We start from the raw sequence: 16,512 nt of genomic DNA on the forward strand, positions 1-16,512 counted from the left end.
CTGTCATTTTGCTCGTCATACATCACGCTACAGGCGCGATATTCTACGTGAAAACTCACTAAACGGCAGGTTAAACAGAGTATCTTTGCGAATATTTTTTCACATTGCTGTCAAGAGGCTGAGAGGCCGCAAAAAAATCTCCTTGACCCCCTGTAACTCCGCGCTCTGTCAACGTATGCCATTCCGTTCGTGACCGTACACCTGTGGCAAATACATGCGTTTGCGTTCCCTTACAGGCTTCAACCAGGCTCTGTACCAGCAGCTGGTTTTCCGTACGTTTTTCGATATTCCTTACCAGCCCCGGATGCAGCTTCAGCAGCTCTACCTCCAGCGCCTTAATCCAGCTGGTGCTGACCAGAGTCAGACCCGCCTGCGTCACCGCCACACGAGCCCCCAACGCATTGATCAGCCGAACGACCGGCTGTAACCGACTGATGTGTTGACAAACATCCGCCTCTGCAAGTTCAAAAATAATCCGTCTACGCTGCGATTTTTCACATTGCATCAGCACATCGCGCAGCCAGCGCTGGAATCGCGGGCGGATCAACGACTCTACCGTCACCTGCAGCGCCAGATGTTCTTCCGGCCAGAAGGATAAGAATGGCATCAATCGCGAAATTTGCTGGCGGTCATACTCTTCGGACAGACCAAACTGCAATACCATCGGCAGATACTCCGCCGACACCACCTCTTCGTTGCCGTCAAAGATGCGGCAGAGCAGCTCCCGGTGATGGACCTGGCCGTTGGCCAGTACCGCCGGCTTTTGGTAAATCCGCGGCCCGCCGCGGGTAAGCATCTGTTCAATCAAGGTCCGCCAGCGCACGTTGCCGCGCCCTTTCTCCGGCAGGGAGTCATCATAAACCGCCCAGCCGTTGGCTCCCTGCAATACGGCATTGCGAGTAGCGGCTTCCGCGTGCTCCATCACCTGCTCGGTGGTCTGACCGCCGCGCCAGGCACAAATGCCGATATGCACCATGTCATCACGATCCAGCATTTTGCTGGGCGGCAGCGCATCCACCGACTTTAACAGCAGGCTGGCAATGCTCTCTGACTCTTTCAGGGTGCGATGCGGCAGCAACACGGCGTAATCACTGCGGTGATAGCGTGCCAGCAGCGCGCCGGGATAACGCATCATAAAGGTGGAAAGCATATTGATGAGCATAAACAGATGCTCTTCCGCCACCGCCCGCCCCCAGTTGTCTTTCAGCAGGTCAAAGTCCGGCAGGCGGACAAGCATCACCACCCCGTGCGAGCCCACTTTCTCAGGATCTTCCAGCAGGGTAGCCAGCTGATTATCAAAGAAAAGACGATTGTTGAGGCCGGTTTTGTTGTCCTGGGCGGCATAGGAGCGGATCAGCGTATCCATTCGGCTGCGCTGGTCGCTGGCAAACTGAATTTCGGACAGCAGAACATCCAGCGCACTGCTGGTGCGTGACGGCCATTCATAGACGGACCCGCGCACCTGGGCCCCACGTTCTCCGTTAAGGATCCGTACCGAACGCGACTCCAGCAGCTCCTGCCCCGAGAGCTGGCGACGCAGCCAGCGCACCGCCAGGAAGATCAGCACCACCACGAAGATCACCGCCACCGTCAGCGGCGCAGTGGTCATCAATGAACGAAAATAACTGTTCATCGGGTCCAGATAGGCCAGGCTTATGGTCATACCGGGGTTTTTCAGGGAGGGGACGGTTAGCTCGAAAATCTGGGGGGGCGCACCGGCCGGTCGATAACCCTTTTGCCCGCTGTGGCTGAAAATGGTTTTTCCGCCCTGCTTAATCTCCACACGCGTGATATCAACCGGAGCCATCAGCTCGTCCAGCTGACGGGAAAGTTCTGGAAAGGGCGTGCTGACAAGGCGGGAGTCAACCACCGACGCCACGGACTGGACGCGGTTCACCAGCTTTCCCTGGATCGCATTATAAAAACTGAGCGAGCAGCCGATCAGGGTGACAAAGATGGTCAACCCGGTTAGCAAGGCGATAAAAGCGGAGAACTTCGTCGATAATCGCATCCTTGAGATTACTCCGTGAGTTGATGAGGATAGCAAGTGAGCACTAACTCGCAATACGGCATCGGCATACTACCAAATCCGGTGTATCTGGCAATTTATTGCGTTAAATCGGCATTGCATGTCAATGAGCGAGTATAGTCTTCAAAAATTTTTTTCCAATCATCATGCTGAGTAAGGAATTCGTATGCAGGCTTTGATCTTAGAACAGCAGGAAGGCAAAACTCTTGCATCAGTGCAATCTATCGAAGAGAGCCGCCTGCCGGAAGGGGCCGTGACCGTTGATATCGACTGGTCCAGTCTGAATTACAAAGACGCGCTCGCCATTACGGGCACCGGCAAGATTATTCGTAATTTCCCAATGGTTCCAGGTATCGACTTTGCGGGCCGCGTGCACGCCAGCGAAGACCCGCGTTTCCATGTCGGCCAGCAGGTGCTGCTGACCGGCTGGGGCGTGGGCGAAAATCACTGGGGCGGGCTGGCCGCGCAGGCACGCGTCAACGGCGACTGGCTGGTGCCAATGCCGAACGGGCTCGATGGCCGCAAGGCGATGATCATCGGCACCGCCGGGTTTACCGCCATGCTGTGCGTGATGGCGCTGGAAGAGGCCGGGGTCACCCCGCAGTCCGGTGAGGTAGTGGTAACAGGAGCCAGCGGCGGCGTCGGCAGTACCGCGGTTGCCCTGCTGCACAAGCTGGGCTATCAGGTGGCGGCGGTTTCAGGCCGTGAAAGCACCCATGACTATCTGCGTTCCCTGGGTGCCAGCCGCATTCTGGGCCGCGACGAGTTCGCTGAGACCCGCCCGCTGGAGAAACAGATCTGGGCCGGTGCCGTCGATACCGTCGGGGATAAAGTGCTGGCGAAAGTGCTGGCGCAGATGAACTACGGCGGTTGCGTGGCGGCGTGCGGCCTGGCGGGCGGATTTGCCCTGCCGACCACGGTGATGCCGTTTATTCTGCGCAACGTCCGCCTGCAGGGCGTCGATTCGGTGATGACCCCGCCAGAGCGTCGCGCCCAGGCATGGGAGCGACTGGTTCGCGATCTGCCAGCCTCCTTCTATACGCAAAGCGCCACCCAGATTAGCCTTGAGCAGGCCCCGGAGTATGCCGCGAAGATCATCAGTAACCAGATCCAGGGCCGTACGCTGGTGAAGCTGGGTTAATCTTCAAATTTTCGTGACATATTCGCTTTAACCCTGCTCCTCCGTCATGCTTAGAAAAACGCATGACGGAGGATGCCATGAAAGTGAAACCCCTGACGGAAGCCGATATCACCGCGGAATCCGTTTTTATGCTCAAGCGCCGCCAGATCCTGAAGATGCTGGGGATCGGTGCCGGTGCGCTGACGCTCTCGCCTCTCGCCCAGGCCGACCTGCTGGACTGGTTTAAGGGCAACGATCGTCCGAAAGCGCCCTCCGGGAAGCCCCTGACCTTTACCCAGCCCGCCCAGTGGCAAAGCAACCTCGCCAAAACCCCTGAAGAGAAAGTGACAGGCTATAACAACTTCTATGAGTTCGGCCTGGATAAAGCCGATCCGGCGGCCAACGCCGGCAGCCTGAAGACCGATCCCTGGACGCTGAAAATCGACGGGGAAGTGGCAAAACCCCTGACCCTTGATTATAACGATTTGACTACCCGCTTCCCGCTGGAAGAGCGTATCTATCGCATGCGCTGCGTCGAGGCCTGGTCGATGGTGGTGCCGTGGATTGGTTTTCCGCTGCATAAACTGCTGGCGATGGTAGAGCCCACCAGCAACGCGAAGTACGTCGCCTTTCAGACCCTTTACGCACCGGAGATCATGCCCGGTCAGAAAGACCGGTTCATTGGCGGCGGACTCGATTATCCGTACGTGGAGGGATTACGTATTGATGAGGCGATGCACCCGCTGACGCTGCTTACCGTTGGCGTCTACGGTAAAGCCCTGCCGCCGCAAAACGGCGCCCCCATCCGCCTGACCGTGCCGTGGAAATACGGCTTTAAGGGCATCAAATCGATCGTCAGTATCAAGCTGACCCGCGAGCGCCCACCTACCACCTGGAACCTCGCGGCCCCGAATGAGTACGGCTTCTACGCTAACGTGAACCCGCACGTGGATCACCCGCGCTGGTCGCAGGCCACCGAGCGGTTTATTGGCTCGGGCGGCGCGCTGGATGTCAAACGTCAGCCCACCCTGCTGTTTAACGGCTATGCCGACCAGGTAGCATCGCTCTACCGCGGTCTCGACTTACGGGAGTTTTTCTAAGTGCGTCTGACGGCAAAACAGATTACCTGGCTGAAGGTCGCCCTGCATCTTGCGGGGCTGCTTCCTTTTATATGGCTATTCTGGGCCATCAATCATGGCGGCCTGAGTGCCGATCCGGCAAAAGATATTCAACATTTTACCGGCCGCACCGCGCTGAAATTTTTACTGGCGACCCTGCTGGTTTCCCCTCTGGCGCGCTACGCGAAACAGCCCTTACTGATCCGCACCCGCCGCCTGCTTGGGCTATGGTGTTTCGCCTGGGCGACGCTGCACCTCACCAGCTATGCGTTTCTGGAGCTCGGGATTAACAATCTGGCTCTGCTGGGACGCGAACTGGTGACTCGTCCTTACTTAACCCTGGGGATTATCAGCTGGATAATTTTACTGGCATTGACCCTCACCTCTACCCAGTACGCCCAGCGAAAACTGGGAAGGCGCTGGCAACTTCTGCATAATTTTGTCTATCTTGTCGCGATCCTTGCCCCCATCCACTACCTTTGGTCAGTGAAAATCCTCTCGCCGCAGCCGATCATCTACGCTGTGCTGGCAGGCGTGCTTCTGGCATGGCGTTATAAGAAGTTTCGCCAGTGGTGGCGATAACGGGCGAAAATGTGCTGATTCCCGCAGATCGTTTATCCTTCCCGGGTGTTTATCCGAATGCTGTTGATAATCTTCCCTGATAAGACCAGTATTTAGCTGCCAAATGCTACGAAATCGTTATAATGTGCGACTTTGGTTTCCCCGACGGGTTTTTCAGACCCGGAAAGGGTGACAATCGCGCATCGAAGGTATATTTTGTTTTTTACCGGAGAATCGCAGGAGATAGCGGCACAATGGCTGACAAGTTTCACATCTTAGTTTTAAACGGACCGAACCTGAATATGCTCGGCACCCGTGAACCCGAGAAGTATGGCACGCTGACGTTAACCGATATTGTTAACCGTCTGGGTAGCGAAGCGGCGACGCTCAATGTGGAACTTGACCATTTTCAGTCAAACGCGGAGTACGCACTCATCGACCGCATTCATCAGGCTAAAGACACAACGGACTATATCCTGATTAATCCGGCCGCGTTTACGCACACCAGTGTTGCTATTCGCGACGCGCTGCTGGCAGTGAGCATCCCATTTATTGAGGTCCACCTCAGCAACGTGCATGCGCGGGAGCCGTTCCGCCACCACTCCTACCTGTCGGATATCGCCTCTGGCGTCATCTGTGGACTGGGGGCTGACGGTTATTCATTCGCTTTACAGACAGCGGTAAAACGCCTGTCACAATCACACTAAACAAAGAGTACGGAACCCACTCATGGATATTCGTAAGATTAAAAAACTGATCGAGCTGGTTGAAGAATCAGGCATCTCCGAACTGGAAATTTCTGAAGGCGAAGAGTCTGTACGCATCAGCCGTGCCGCGCCAAACGCAGGCTTCCCGGTTATGCAACAAGCTTATGCTGCACCAATGATGCAGCAGCCAGCTCTGTCTAACGCTGTCGCTCCGGCGGCTACTCCAGCAATGGAAGCGCCAGCAGCAGCGGAAATCAGTGGTCACATCGTACGTTCCCCAATGGTTGGTACTTTCTACCGCACCCCGAGCCCGGACGCTAAAGCGTTCATCGAAGTGGGCCAGAAAGTTAACGCGGGCGATACCCTGTGCATCGTTGAAGCCATGAAAATGATGAACCAGATCGAAGCTGACAAGTCAGGTACTGTGAAAGCGATTCTGGTCGAAAGTGGTCAGCCGGTTGAATTTGACGAGCCGCTGGTCGTCATCGAGTAACGAGGCGAACATGCTGGATAAAATTGTTATCGCCAACCGCGGCGAGATCGCACTGCGTATTCTTCGTGCCTGTAAAGAGCTGGGCATCAAGACCGTCGCTGTGCACTCAAGCGCGGACCGCGATCTGAAACACGTATTACTGGCGGATGAGACGGTCTGTATCGGCCCGGCTCCGTCCGTAAAAAGCTATCTGAACATCCCGGCTATCATCAGCGCCGCTGAGATCACTGGCGCGGTAGCGATTCACCCGGGTTATGGCTTCCTCTCTGAGAACGCCAACTTTGCTGAACAGGTAGAACGTTCTGGCTTTATCTTCATCGGCCCGAAAGCCGACACCATCCGCCTGATGGGCGACAAAGTGTCTGCGATCACCGCGATGAAAAAAGCCGGTGTTCCAACCGTACCGGGCTCCGACGGTCCTCTGACCGACGACATGGATGCTAACCGTGCTCATGCGAAACGCATTGGCTACCCGGTTATCATCAAGGCGTCTGGCGGCGGCGGCGGTCGCGGTATGCGCGTTGTGCGCAGCGATGCTGAACTGGCTCAGTCCATCTCCATGACCAAAGCGGAAGCGAAAGCAGCTTTCAGCAATGACATGGTATACATGGAAAAATACCTGGAAAACCCACGCCACATCGAAATTCAGGTGCTGGCAGACGGTCAGGGTAACGCGATCTATCTGGCGGAACGTGACTGCTCCATGCAGCGTCGTCACCAGAAAGTGGTCGAAGAAGCACCAGCGCCGGGTATCACTCCGGAACTGCGTCGCTACATCGGCGAGCGTTGCTCCAAAGCGTGCGTGGATATCGGCTATCGCGGGGCAGGTACCTTCGAGTTCCTGTTCGAAAACGGCGAGTTCTACTTCATCGAGATGAACACCCGTATTCAGGTTGAACACCCGGTCACCGAAATGATCACCGGCGTTGACCTGATCAAAGAGCAGCTGCGTATCGCGGCGGGTCAACCGCTCTCCATCAAGCAGGAAGAAGTTCAGGTTAAAGGCCATGCGGTGGAATGCCGTATCAACGCCGAAGATCCGAACACCTTCCTGCCGAGCCCGGGTAAAATCACGCGTTTCCACGCGCCGGGTGGCTTTGGTGTGCGCTGGGAGTCCCATATTTACGCCGGTTACACCGTACCGCCGTATTATGACTCAATGATCGGCAAGCTGATCTGCTACGGCGAATCCCGTGACGTGGCGATTGCCCGCATGAAGAACGCCCTGCAGGAGCTGATCATCGACGGTATCAAAACCAACGTTGATCTGCAGATGCGTATTATGAGCGACGAGAACTTCCAGCATGGTGGCACCAACATCCACTATCTGGAGAAGAAACTCGGTCTGAACGAGAAGTAATACAGCATCTTTACTAAAAGGCCGGATAATCCGGCCTTTTTTATTTTTGGGGCCTGGAACGCCCCATCATGTACAATCCCCGCTTTCTTCATCCACAAGGGACAAAAAATGGACAAACGTTTTGTTCAGGCCCACAAAGAAGCGCGTTGGGCGCTGTGGTTAACCCTTCTCTATCTCGCCGCGTGGTTAGTAGCTGCTTACTTACCTGATTCTGCTATCGGTGTTACCGGCCTTCCGCACTGGTTTGAGATGGCCTGCCTGCTGATCCCGCTGGTGTTTATTCTGCTCTGTTGGGCGATGGTGAAGTTCATCTATCGCGATATTCCGCTGGAGGATGACGATAATGCAGCTTGAAGTAATCCTGCCGCTCGTCGCGTATCTGTTTGTTGTTTTTGGTCTGTCCGTTTACGCCATGCGTAAAAGAACGGCGGGCACCTTCCTGAACGAGTATTTCCTCGGTAGCCGCTCGATGGGCGGTATTGTGCTGGCGATGACCCTTACCGCCACCTATATCAGCGCCAGCTCCTTTATTGGCGGCCCGGGTGCAGCCTATAAGTACGGGCTGGGCTGGGTGCTGCTGGCGATGATCCAGCTGCCTGCCGTCTGGCTCTCGCTGGGTATTCTGGGGAAAAAATTCGCGATTCTGGCGCGCCGCTATAATGCGGTGACCCTCAACGACATGCTGTTTGCCCGCTATCAGAGCCGCCTGCTGGTCTGGCTGGCCAGCCTGAGCCTGCTGGTGGCCTTTATCGGCGCCATGACCGTGCAGTTTATCGGCGGCGCGCGCCTGCTAGAAACTGCCGCCGGGATCCCTTACGAAACGGGGCTGCTGATTTTTGGTATCAGTATCGCGCTCTACACCGCGTTTGGCGGTTTCCGCGCCAGCGTGCTCAACGACACCATGCAGGGCATGGTGATGCTGATTGGCACCATTGTGCTGCTGGTAGGCGTGGTGCATACAGCGGGGGGTTTAACCCATGCGGTGGAAACGCTGCAGACCATCGATCCGAAGCTGGTATCGCCGCAGGGCGCGGATGACATCCTCTCCCCTACCTTTATGACCTCCTTCTGGGTGCTGGTCTGCTTCGGGGTGATTGGTCTGCCGCATACCGCGGTGCGCTGCATCTCTTATAAAGACAGCAAGGCAGTACACCGGGGGATTATCATCGGCACCATCGTGGTGGCGATCCTGATGCTCGGTATGCACCTGGCCGGGGCACTGGGCCGGGCGGTGATCCCGGACTTAACCGTGCCGGACCTGGTGATCCCAACATTGATGGTAAAAGTACTGCCTCCGTTTGCTGCCGGCATCTTCCTTGCTGCACCCATGGCGGCGATCATGTCGACAATTAACGCCCAGCTACTGCAAAGTTCCGCTACGATCATTAAAGATCTCTACCTGAACATGCGCCCGGAGCAGATGACTAATGAGCGTCGCCTGAAGCGGATGTCTGCGGTGATCACACTGGTGCTGGGGGCGTTGCTGCTGCTGGCCGCGTGGAAGCCGCCTGAGATGATTATCTGGCTGAACCTGCTGGCATTTGGGGGTCTGGAAGCGGTGTTCCTCTGGCCGCTGGTGCTGGGCCTCTACTGGGAGCGCGCCAACGCGGCCGGTGCCCTGAGCGCAATGCTCGTCGGTGGCGTGCTCTATGCCGTGCTCGCCTCCTTTAAAATTCAGTACCTGGGCTTCCATCCGATTGTGCCCTCGCTACTGCTAAGTTTGCTGGCGTTTGTGGTAGGGAACCGTTTCGGCCAATCCCTGCCGCAGGCAGCCGTGATTTCTACTGATAAATAAAGAGTTTTGCCATGCCGTGGATCCAACTAAAACTGAATACAACCGGTGCTAACGCCGAAGAGATGAGTGATGCGCTGGTAGAGACCGGTGCGGTCTCTGTCACCTTCCAGGACACGCATGACACTCCGGTGTTTGAACCGCTGCCGGGTGAAACCCGCCTGTGGGGCGATACCGACGTCATCGGCCTGTTTGATGCCGAAACTGATATGGCCGAAGTGGTCGCGATTCTGGAAAATCACCCGCTGCTGGGCGCCGGTTTTGCGCACAAGATTGAACAGCTGGAAGACAAGGACTGGGAGCGCGAGTGGATGGATAACTTCCACCCGATGCAGTTCGGCAAGCGTCTGTGGATCTGCCCGAGCTGGCGCGACGTGCCGGACGAAAATGCGGTAAACGTGATGCTCGATCCGGGCCTGGCGTTCGGTACCGGCACTCACCCGACCACCTCCCTGTGCCTGCAGTGGCTGGATGGTCTGGATCTGGACGGTAAAACGGTGATCGACTTTGGCTGCGGATCCGGGATCCTCGCTATCGCCGCTCTGAAGCTGGGTGCCGCAAAAGCGATCGGGATCGACATCGATCCGCAGGCGATTCAGGCCAGCCGCGATAACGCGCAGCGCAACGGCGTCTCCGACCGTCTTGAGCTCTACCTGCCGAATGACCAGCCAGCGGTGATGAAAGCCGACGTGGTGGTCGCCAACATCCTGGCTGGCCCGCTACGCGAGCTGGCACCGTTAATCAGCGTCCTGCCCGTTGAGGGCGGTCTGCTGGGCCTGTCCGGTATTCTTGCCAGCCAGGCTGAAAGCGTATGCGAAGCCTACACCGATCTCTTCGCACTCGACCCGGTGGTTGAAAAAGAAGAGTGGTGCCGCATTACCGGTCGTAAAAAGTAAGTGGTTATTCGTTTGCCTGTTTTTTAAACTTCCCTTTTGGTTAAGGAACAGGCAATCCAGCTATCACGATCATGTTCTAAAATGCGACGCAGATCGCAAAGAACCGCGGAAATCTGCTGCTTAAAACAGCAGATTATTCCGCTTAAGGTTTCATTCTTTAAGAAAAAACGAGAAGTTTTGGGAAATTGTAAGCGACCATAAAATCGCCACACGCATTTAAGTGAATGATTTATATGGAATATAATTTCATGACTTATGCTTTGTGCCTGATTCCATGATCTGCAACAGGTGATTGTTCAAAGTTTGGCCTTTCATCTCGTGCAAAAAATGCGTAAGATACGCCGCCTTGCAGTCACAGTATGGTCATTTCTTAACTCATGCGTATCGGAAACCACCAGCTCAGAAATCGCCTGATCGCAGCACCTATGGCAGGTATTACCGACCGGCCCTTCAGGACGCTGTGCTATGAGATGGGAGCAGGATTAACCGTTTCTGAGATGATGTCGTCTAACCCGCAGGTTTGGGAAAGCGATAAATCCCGTCTTCGGATGGTGCACATTGACGAACCAGGTATCCGCACCGTGCAAATTGCCGGGAGCGTGCCTGAAGAGATGGCAGACGCCGCGCGTATTAACGTGGAAAGTGGTGCCCAGATTATTGATATCAATATGGGGTGCCCGGCCAAAAAGGTGAATCGCAAGCTTGCAGGTTCAGCCCTTCTGCAATACCCCGACCAGGTGAAGTCCATCCTGACGGCGGTTGTCAGCGCAGTGGACGTTCCTGTTACGTTGAAGATTCGCACGGGTTGGTCGCCGGATCACCGTAACTGTGTAGAGATTGCCCAACTGGCCGAAGATTGTGGCATTCAGGCCCTGACCATACATGGACGCACCCGCGCCTGTTTGTTCAACGGCGAAGCTGAATACGACAGCATTCGGGCAGTTAAGCAGAAAGTTTCCATTCCGGTTATCGCGAATGGCGACATTACTGACCCGCTTAAAGCCAGAGCTGTGCTCGACTATACGGGAGCTGATGCTCTGATGATAGGACGTGCGGCTCAGGGAAGACCCTGGATCTTTCGGGAAATCCAGCATTATCTGGACACTGGGGAGCTGCTTGCCCCGCTGCCGCTGGCAGAGGTTAAGCGCTTGCTTTGTTCGCACGTTCGGGAATTGCATGACTTTTATGGTCAGACAAAAGGGTACCGAATTGCGCGTAAACACGTCTCCTGGTATCTCCAGGAGCACGCTCCAAATGACCAGTTTCGGCGCACATTCAACGCCATAGAGGATGCCAGCGATCAGCTGGAGGCGTTGGAGGCATACTTCGAAAATCTTGCGTAATGAAATAAAGAGCTGACAGAACTATGTTCGAACAACGCGTAAATTCTGACGTACTGACCGTTTCCACCGTTAACTCTCAGGATCAAGTAACTCAAAAGCCCCTGCGTGACTCGGTTAAACAGGCACTGAAGAACTATTTTGCTCAACTGAATGGTCAGGACGTTAACGACCTGTATGAGCTGGTACTGGCTGAAGTTGAACAGCCCCTGTTGGACATGGTGATGCAATACACCCGCGGTAACCAGACCCGTGCTGCCCTGATGATGGGCATCAACCGTGGTACGCTGCGTAAGAAACTGAAAAAGTACGGCATGAACTAATTTCGATTAGCTAAATGCTTGTATAAAAAGGCGCGAACCGGCATGGGGAAGCGCCTTTTTTTATGCCCTGCCTCTCCCCGTTTTGCTCCCCTCATCACGCTGCTAACAGCCGAAACGTAAACATCCGTCTGCCCACTTCTCAGCCGCTATTTTTCGTGTATATTTCCTGCACTCTTTTTCCTTTGTTGTCGGAAACTCCGAATGATCCGTAAGTATGGGTGGTTAGTCGTCTTCGCGATTAGCGTTTTCCTTTTTGATGCACTGATAATGCAGTGGATTGAGTTGATGTCTACGGAAACGGACAAATGCCGCAACATGGATTCGGTGAACCCACTCAAGCTCATCAATTGCTCGGATCTGGATTAATCCCCTGGTTTCCCTCGAAAAATGTGCGGGCTTAAAAGCCTTTGAGGCATCCCTGTTGGATGATAATGTCTCAGCCCGTCACACCCGGTATCACGTAATACCTCCCTGCGTCTGAGTTGATGAGATCATGCTGGTTAGCCAATACGACCAACTTCTTGTGGTTATCTCTTTTGTTGTCGCCATTCTTGCCTCCTACACCGCCCTGAATATGGCAGGCCGGGTTGTTGGCAGTACGGGCGTCGCGGCACGTATCTGGCTGACGGGCGGCGGTATTGCCATGGGTATCGGCATCTGGGCCATGCATTTTATCGGCATGCTGGCGATGGATGTCTCCATGCGGCTGAACTATAACCTGCCGCAAACGGCCCTCTCGATGTTCATTGCTATCGGTGCCTCACTGTTCGCCCTCTGGCTGGTGAGCCGGGATCACTTGCGCAGGCGTCGTTTGTCCACCGGCGCAGTGATTCTGGGCACCGGCATCGTCGCGATGCACTACACCGGAATGGCGGCATTGCAGGTTGAGCCCGCTATCGTCTGGGATATGCGCTGGGTTGCGCTGTCGGTAGTGATTGCCCTGCTCGCCTCGCTGGCCGCCCTGTGGCTCACGTTTCGTCTGCGTCGCGATGCCGCCCAGGTCGCGCTGATGCGTGCGGGTGCCGCCGTGCTGATGGGCGTTGCCATTGCCGGCATGCACTACACGGGGATGAAGGCCGCCCAGTTCCCGGTTCAGACCCATATGCATCATCAGGGCGTAAACGGCAGCTGGCTGGCGGTGCTGGTGAGCGTCGTTGCGCTCTCCATTCTGGGCATTACGCTGCTGGTCTCGATGTTTGATGCCAGGCTACAGGCCCGCACCGCCCTTCTGGCCTCGTCGCTGGCGGAAGCGAACCGCGAACTGGCGCAGCTGGCGCTGCACGACACGCTCACGCGCCTGCCAAACCGCGTCCTGCTGGAGGACCGTCTTGAACAGGCGATTAACAAAGCCGATCGCGAAGGGAAGCTCTTCGCGCTGCTGTTTATGGATTTGGACGGCTTCAAAGCCGTCAACGATGCCTACGGGCATGACACCGGTGATAAGCTGCTGGTTGCCGTTACCGAACGTCTGGAACTGCCGCTGAAAGGTCAGTACACCCTTGCCCGTATTGGCGGCGACGAGTTTGTGCTGCTGGCCGAGATCGATACCCCGAATGATGCCGCATCGCTGGCAAGCTCGCTGGTGCATGCGATCGACCAGCCCTTCAGCCTTGAGCTGTACGACCTGATGGTGACCCTCAGCGTGGGGATTGCTATCTATCCGCACGATGGTAAAAACCAGCGGGAGCTGATGTTTAACGCCGATGCGGCGATGTACCACACCAAGCATATGGGGCGTAACGGCTACCATTTCTTCCAGCCGTCGATGAACACCCTGGCGCAGAAACAGCTGCAGCTGATGAACGATCTCTGGCTGGCGCAGGATCGCCAGGAACTGCATCTGGTTTATCAGCCGAAGTTCCAGGCCCCGGTTGGCCCCATCGTTGGCTTTGAGGCCTTGCTGCGCTGGCAGCATCCTTCGCAGGGGTTGTTATCCCCTGACCAGTTCCTGCCGCTGGCAGAAAAGAGCGGGCTGATTATCCCTATCGGTAACTGGGTGATCGATGAGGCCTGCCGCCAGCTCCGCGTCTGGCATCTTGAAGGGCATACAGAATGGTCGATGGCGGTGAACCTCTCCACGCTACAGTTTGAACAGCCCCAGCTGGTAGATACGGTGATGAGCAGCCTGGCGCGACACCGAATTCCGCCCCATACCCTGATCCTGGAAGTGACCGAAACGACGGCCATGAATAACCCGGATGAGAGCGTGCGGGTGCTGACCGAACTGACGCAGGCGGGGGTGAAAGCGTCCATCGATGATTTTGGTACGGGCTATTCCAGCCTGCTGTACCTGAAAAAGCTGCCGGCCTGTGAGCTGAAAATCGATCGGGCGTTTGTCAAAGATCTCAACGGCGAAGGTGACGATGCCACTATCGTTTCCGCCATTGTGGCGCTGGCAAAGACCCTCAACCTGAAGGTGGTTGCCGAAGGGGTGGAAACCCAGGAGCAACAAACGTTTTTGACCGAGCTGGGGTGTAACACCTTGCAAGGTTATCTGCTGGGAAAACCCGTTTCGGCGCAGACCATTAAGGCCCTGAGCCACGATCCGCAAGCCATGCTGGCGCAGCAAAGCTGACCGGGCCGGTTCCGCTACGAGGCGGCCTCAAAAAACCGGCGCGCCGCCGGGGCCGCCGGTAACGTCGAGAGGATGTTATCCACCAGCTCCGGGGCCTGTTGATACAGATCCAGCCTTTCCGGGCTCATTAACCAGTTCTTAATCAGCCCGCAAAAAAAGCCGTGAAAAACAATTAACGTCATATCGATATTGATCTGCGTTGAAATACGCCCTGCCGCAATGCATTTTTTCAGGATTTGGCGAACGTTTTCATAGTTGAAGCCGATCCGCTCCCGAATTTCATATTCTGAAATCATGCCCGATTCAAATTCGCATTTGTGATACAGGATCTGCAATAGCGTGCGCTGGCGACGATCCCGGGCAATATATTGCAAAGCGGTAACAAACAGTTCACGTAAAATAAATAATGGATCGTCCTCTTTTCCCTGAGATAACAAACCGCGGATTATCTCGCGCAGCGGGCATTGCTCCTGCCAGATGGCATTAAATATCTCCGTTTTGCTGCTGAAATGCCAGTAAACGGCCCCCCGGGTCAGGCTGGCGGCATCAGCAATATCGGTCAGCGTGGTGTTTGCCACACCCCGTACGGCAAACTGCTCTATCGCTGCCTCAATCAACAACTGGCGTGTCTTCTGCGCCTCGGCCTTCGTTTTGCGCGCCATAGGGAGTCACTCTATTAACGGATTAATTACATTTATCAAACAACGGTGATAATCGTCAGAACGTGAATTATCCATCACTGCGGAAAATAATTTTGAACAAAAAACGTCAACGCGCTTAATTTATAGATCTCAATGATATTTGAATATGATTTCATTCATTAAACACATATGTACATCTAAAGCAAAACGGATGTGAATCCATAATCTGAAATGCTATCCCGTTGTTTAATCACATTCAGCCCCGTTTTTTTTCTCTTCAATTCTTTCTCCGCACTTATAAATCAAAAAGCCGCCCGGCCATTCTTTATTATGGCGCCCGCCGTTTTCTGTTTACCTCCTCTTAACGCTTAACCGCTGTCGGTTAATGCGGGTTGATGATTTTGAAGGAATAGCCATGACGCCTCATTTCAGGTATTTACCCTTATCCGGTTTTATCATCGGTGCCGCATTACTCGTGGGTTGTGATGACCACAGTGAACAAGCCCAGCAGCCGCCTTCACCGCAGGTTGTGGTCCATGTTGTGAAAAGCGCACCGCTGGTTGTTACCACCGAACTGCCAGGCCGTACCGATGCGTATCGCGTCGCAGAGGTTCGCCCCCAGGTGAGCGGCATTGTCCTGAAGCGTAACTTTACCGAGGGCAGCGACGTAAAAGCAGGGGAATCGCTGTATCAGATCGATCCGGCCACCTATCAGGCTGCCTTTGACAGTGCGTCAGGCGAGCTGGCCAAAGCTCAGGCCGCTGCCAACATCGCCCACCTGACCGTGAAACGCTATTTACCGCTCATGGGCACCCAGTACGTCAGTAAGCAGGAGTACGATCAGTCCGTTGCCACCGCCCGGCAGGCCGATGCTTCGGTGATTGCGGCCAAGGCGGCCGTCGAGACCGCGCGCATTAATCTGGCTTATACCAAAGTGACATCCCCTATCAGCGGGCGTATCGGCAAATCCAGCGTCACCGAAGGAGCGCTGGTCGCGAACGGCCAGGCCTCGGCGCTGGCTACGGTGCAGCAGCTGGATCCGATTTATGTCGATGTGACCCAATCCAGCAACGATTTTATGCGTCTTAAGCAGTCCAGCCTGCAGACGGGCGATGGTGCCAGCAGCGTACAGCTGCTGATGGAGAATGGGCAGCCGTACCCGCTGAAAGGCTCGCTGCAGTTCTCCGATGTCACCGTGGACGAGAGCACCGGCTCCATTACCCTGCGGGCGATCTTCCCCAACCCGCAGCATATCCTGTTGCCCGGCATGTTTGTCCGGGCGCGCATTGATGAGGGCACCCAGCCCCACGCCATCCTGGTGCCGCAGCAGGGGGTCACTCGCACCCCACGCGGTGAGGCCAGCGTGATGGTGGTGAATGCGAAAAATCAGGCCGAAGCGCGAAGCGTTGTCGCCCCTCAGGCAATTGGCGATCAATGGCTGATCGCTGACGGCCTGCAGGAGGGCGATCGGGTGATCGTCAGCGGGCTGCAAAAAGTGCGTCCTGGCGTCGCGGTTATCGCAACGCCAGATACCGCCGCGCAGAAAGCGGGATAAGG

The 16,512-nt window shown here is 55.5% G+C and carries 16 protein-coding genes; 14 read left to right on the forward strand and 2 right to left on the reverse strand.

Going from position 1 to position 16,512, the window contains the following annotated elements; translation table 11 throughout:
* Positions 1 to 70: 70 nt before the first annotated feature.
* Positions 71 to 2,011, reverse strand: coding sequence for an RNase E specificity factor CsrD (csrD, locus tag ACP4QI_RS19960; protein ID WP_156264742.1), 1,941 nt, complete (start codon positions 2,009 to 2,011; stop codon positions 71 to 73).
* A 184-nt stretch (positions 2,012 to 2,195) separates the two neighbouring features.
* Here csrD and acuI point away from each other — a divergent pair, with 184 nt between their 5' ends.
* The 13 genes from acuI (at position 2,196) to ACP4QI_RS20025 (ending at position 14,314) form a co-directional block, all read left to right on the forward strand.
* Positions 2,196 to 3,170 carry an acrylyl-CoA reductase (NADPH) gene (gene acuI, locus ACP4QI_RS19965; protein ID WP_231313584.1) on the forward strand — a complete coding sequence of 325 codons (975 nt, stop codon included), beginning with the start codon at positions 2,196 to 2,198 and terminating at the stop codon, positions 3,168 to 3,170.
* A 77-nt stretch (positions 3,171 to 3,247) separates the two neighbouring features.
* Complete coding sequence (gene msrP / locus ACP4QI_RS19970; protein WP_285129179.1) at positions 3,248 to 4,249, forward strand: protein-methionine-sulfoxide reductase catalytic subunit MsrP; 1,002 nt, start codon at positions 3,248 to 3,250, stop codon at positions 4,247 to 4,249.
* Positions 4,250 to 4,849: a protein-methionine-sulfoxide reductase heme-binding subunit MsrQ gene (gene msrQ, locus ACP4QI_RS19975; RefSeq protein ID WP_156264745.1), complete on the forward strand. Its 600-nt coding sequence runs from the start codon at positions 4,250 to 4,252 to the stop codon at positions 4,847 to 4,849. It begins immediately after the preceding gene.
* A 233-nt stretch (positions 4,850 to 5,082) separates the two neighbouring features.
* The gene (aroQ, locus tag ACP4QI_RS19980) at positions 5,083 to 5,535 is read left to right on the forward strand and encodes a type II 3-dehydroquinate dehydratase (protein WP_426495733.1); all 453 of its coding nucleotides are present in this window, start codon (positions 5,083 to 5,085) and stop codon (positions 5,533 to 5,535) included.
* A gap of 22 nt (positions 5,536 to 5,557) precedes the next feature.
* On the forward strand, positions 5,558 to 6,028 hold the full coding sequence (gene accB / locus ACP4QI_RS19985) for an acetyl-CoA carboxylase biotin carboxyl carrier protein (protein WP_142487299.1): 471 nt from the start codon (positions 5,558 to 5,560) through the stop codon (positions 6,026 to 6,028).
* A gap of 10 nt (positions 6,029 to 6,038) precedes the next feature.
* Positions 6,039 to 7,388 (forward strand): acetyl-CoA carboxylase biotin carboxylase subunit, encoded by a 1,350-nt coding sequence (gene accC, locus ACP4QI_RS19990; RefSeq protein WP_142487300.1) that lies wholly within the window; start codon positions 6,039 to 6,041, stop codon positions 7,386 to 7,388.
* Positions 7,389 to 7,496: 108 nt separating this feature from the next.
* Positions 7,497 to 7,742, forward strand: a complete 246-nt coding sequence (locus tag ACP4QI_RS19995) for a YhdT family protein (RefSeq protein ID WP_142487301.1) — start codon at positions 7,497 to 7,499, stop codon at positions 7,740 to 7,742.
* Entirely contained in the window at positions 7,732 to 9,183 is a 1,452-nt protein-coding gene (gene panF, locus ACP4QI_RS20000; RefSeq protein WP_426495732.1) for a sodium/pantothenate symporter, read from the forward strand. The genes ACP4QI_RS19995 and panF overlap by 11 nt, the downstream gene beginning before the upstream one ends.
* A gap of 11 nt (positions 9,184 to 9,194) precedes the next feature.
* Positions 9,195 to 10,076, forward strand: coding sequence for a 50S ribosomal protein L11 methyltransferase (prmA, locus tag ACP4QI_RS20005; RefSeq protein WP_156264748.1), 882 nt, complete (start codon positions 9,195 to 9,197; stop codon positions 10,074 to 10,076).
* 377 nt (positions 10,077 to 10,453) lie between these two features.
* Positions 10,454 to 11,419, forward strand: coding sequence for a tRNA dihydrouridine synthase DusB (gene dusB / locus ACP4QI_RS20010; protein ID WP_156264749.1), 966 nt, complete (start codon positions 10,454 to 10,456; stop codon positions 11,417 to 11,419).
* A gap of 23 nt (positions 11,420 to 11,442) precedes the next feature.
* Complete coding sequence (gene fis / locus ACP4QI_RS20015; protein WP_000462905.1) at positions 11,443 to 11,739, forward strand: DNA-binding transcriptional regulator Fis; 297 nt, start codon at positions 11,443 to 11,445, stop codon at positions 11,737 to 11,739.
* Positions 11,740 to 11,940: 201 nt separating this feature from the next.
* Positions 11,941 to 12,105 (forward strand): DUF2556 family protein, encoded by a 165-nt coding sequence (locus tag ACP4QI_RS20020; RefSeq protein ID WP_142487305.1) that lies wholly within the window; start codon positions 11,941 to 11,943, stop codon positions 12,103 to 12,105.
* Positions 12,106 to 12,232: 127 nt separating this feature from the next.
* Complete coding sequence (locus tag ACP4QI_RS20025) at positions 12,233 to 14,314, forward strand: putative bifunctional diguanylate cyclase/phosphodiesterase (RefSeq protein WP_285111670.1); 2,082 nt, start codon at positions 12,233 to 12,235, stop codon at positions 14,312 to 14,314.
* Positions 14,315 to 14,328: 14 nt separating this feature from the next.
* Here the strand turns inward: ACP4QI_RS20025 and envR are convergent, their stop codons facing one another.
* Positions 14,329 to 14,976, reverse strand: coding sequence for an acrEF/envCD operon transcriptional regulator (gene envR / locus ACP4QI_RS20030; protein ID WP_156264751.1), 648 nt, complete (start codon positions 14,974 to 14,976; stop codon positions 14,329 to 14,331).
* A 394-nt stretch (positions 14,977 to 15,370) separates the two neighbouring features.
* On the opposite strand from envR, the gene ACP4QI_RS20035 reads away from it, so the two are divergent.
* Positions 15,371 to 16,510, forward strand: a complete 1,140-nt coding sequence (locus ACP4QI_RS20035) for an efflux RND transporter periplasmic adaptor subunit (RefSeq protein WP_142487308.1) — start codon at positions 15,371 to 15,373, stop codon at positions 16,508 to 16,510.
* Positions 16,511 to 16,512 lie beyond the last annotated feature (2 nt).

It is taken from the genome of Leclercia sp. TB492 (assembly GCF_049974505.2).
Lineage (GTDB): Bacteria > Pseudomonadota > Gammaproteobacteria > Enterobacterales > Enterobacteriaceae > Enterobacter > Enterobacter adecarboxylatus_C.

What these genes read in the sequence shown, in the direction of transcription:
- csrD (WP_156264742.1), bottom strand. Translation starts at nt 2,011, where the DNA reads ATGCGATTATCGACGAAGTTCTCCGCTTTTATCGCCTTGCTAACCGGG.
- acuI (WP_231313584.1), top strand. Translation starts at nt 2,196, where the DNA reads ATGCAGGCTTTGATCTTAGAACAGCAGGAAGGCAAAACTCTTGCATCA.
- msrP (WP_285129179.1), top strand. Translation starts at nt 3,248, where the DNA reads ATGAAAGTGAAACCCCTGACGGAAGCCGATATCACCGCGGAATCCGTT.
- aroQ (WP_426495733.1), top strand. Translation starts at nt 5,083, where the DNA reads ATGGCTGACAAGTTTCACATCTTAGTTTTAAACGGACCGAACCTGAAT.
- accB (WP_142487299.1), top strand. Translation starts at nt 5,558, where the DNA reads ATGGATATTCGTAAGATTAAAAAACTGATCGAGCTGGTTGAAGAATCA.
- accC (WP_142487300.1), top strand. Translation starts at nt 6,039, where the DNA reads ATGCTGGATAAAATTGTTATCGCCAACCGCGGCGAGATCGCACTGCGT.
- ACP4QI_RS19995 (WP_142487301.1), top strand. Translation starts at nt 7,497, where the DNA reads ATGGACAAACGTTTTGTTCAGGCCCACAAAGAAGCGCGTTGGGCGCTG.
- panF (WP_426495732.1), top strand. Translation starts at nt 7,732, where the DNA reads ATGCAGCTTGAAGTAATCCTGCCGCTCGTCGCGTATCTGTTTGTTGTT.
- prmA (WP_156264748.1), top strand. Translation starts at nt 9,195, where the DNA reads ATGCCGTGGATCCAACTAAAACTGAATACAACCGGTGCTAACGCCGAA.
- dusB (WP_156264749.1), top strand. Translation starts at nt 10,454, where the DNA reads ATGCGTATCGGAAACCACCAGCTCAGAAATCGCCTGATCGCAGCACCT.
- fis (WP_000462905.1), top strand. Translation starts at nt 11,443, where the DNA reads ATGTTCGAACAACGCGTAAATTCTGACGTACTGACCGTTTCCACCGTT.
- ACP4QI_RS20020 (WP_142487305.1), top strand. Translation starts at nt 11,941, where the DNA reads ATGATCCGTAAGTATGGGTGGTTAGTCGTCTTCGCGATTAGCGTTTTC.
- ACP4QI_RS20025 (WP_285111670.1), top strand. Translation starts at nt 12,233, where the DNA reads ATGCTGGTTAGCCAATACGACCAACTTCTTGTGGTTATCTCTTTTGTT.
- envR (WP_156264751.1), bottom strand. Translation starts at nt 14,976, where the DNA reads ATGGCGCGCAAAACGAAGGCCGAGGCGCAGAAGACACGCCAGTTGTTG.
- ACP4QI_RS20035 (WP_142487308.1), top strand. Translation starts at nt 15,371, where the DNA reads ATGACGCCTCATTTCAGGTATTTACCCTTATCCGGTTTTATCATCGGT.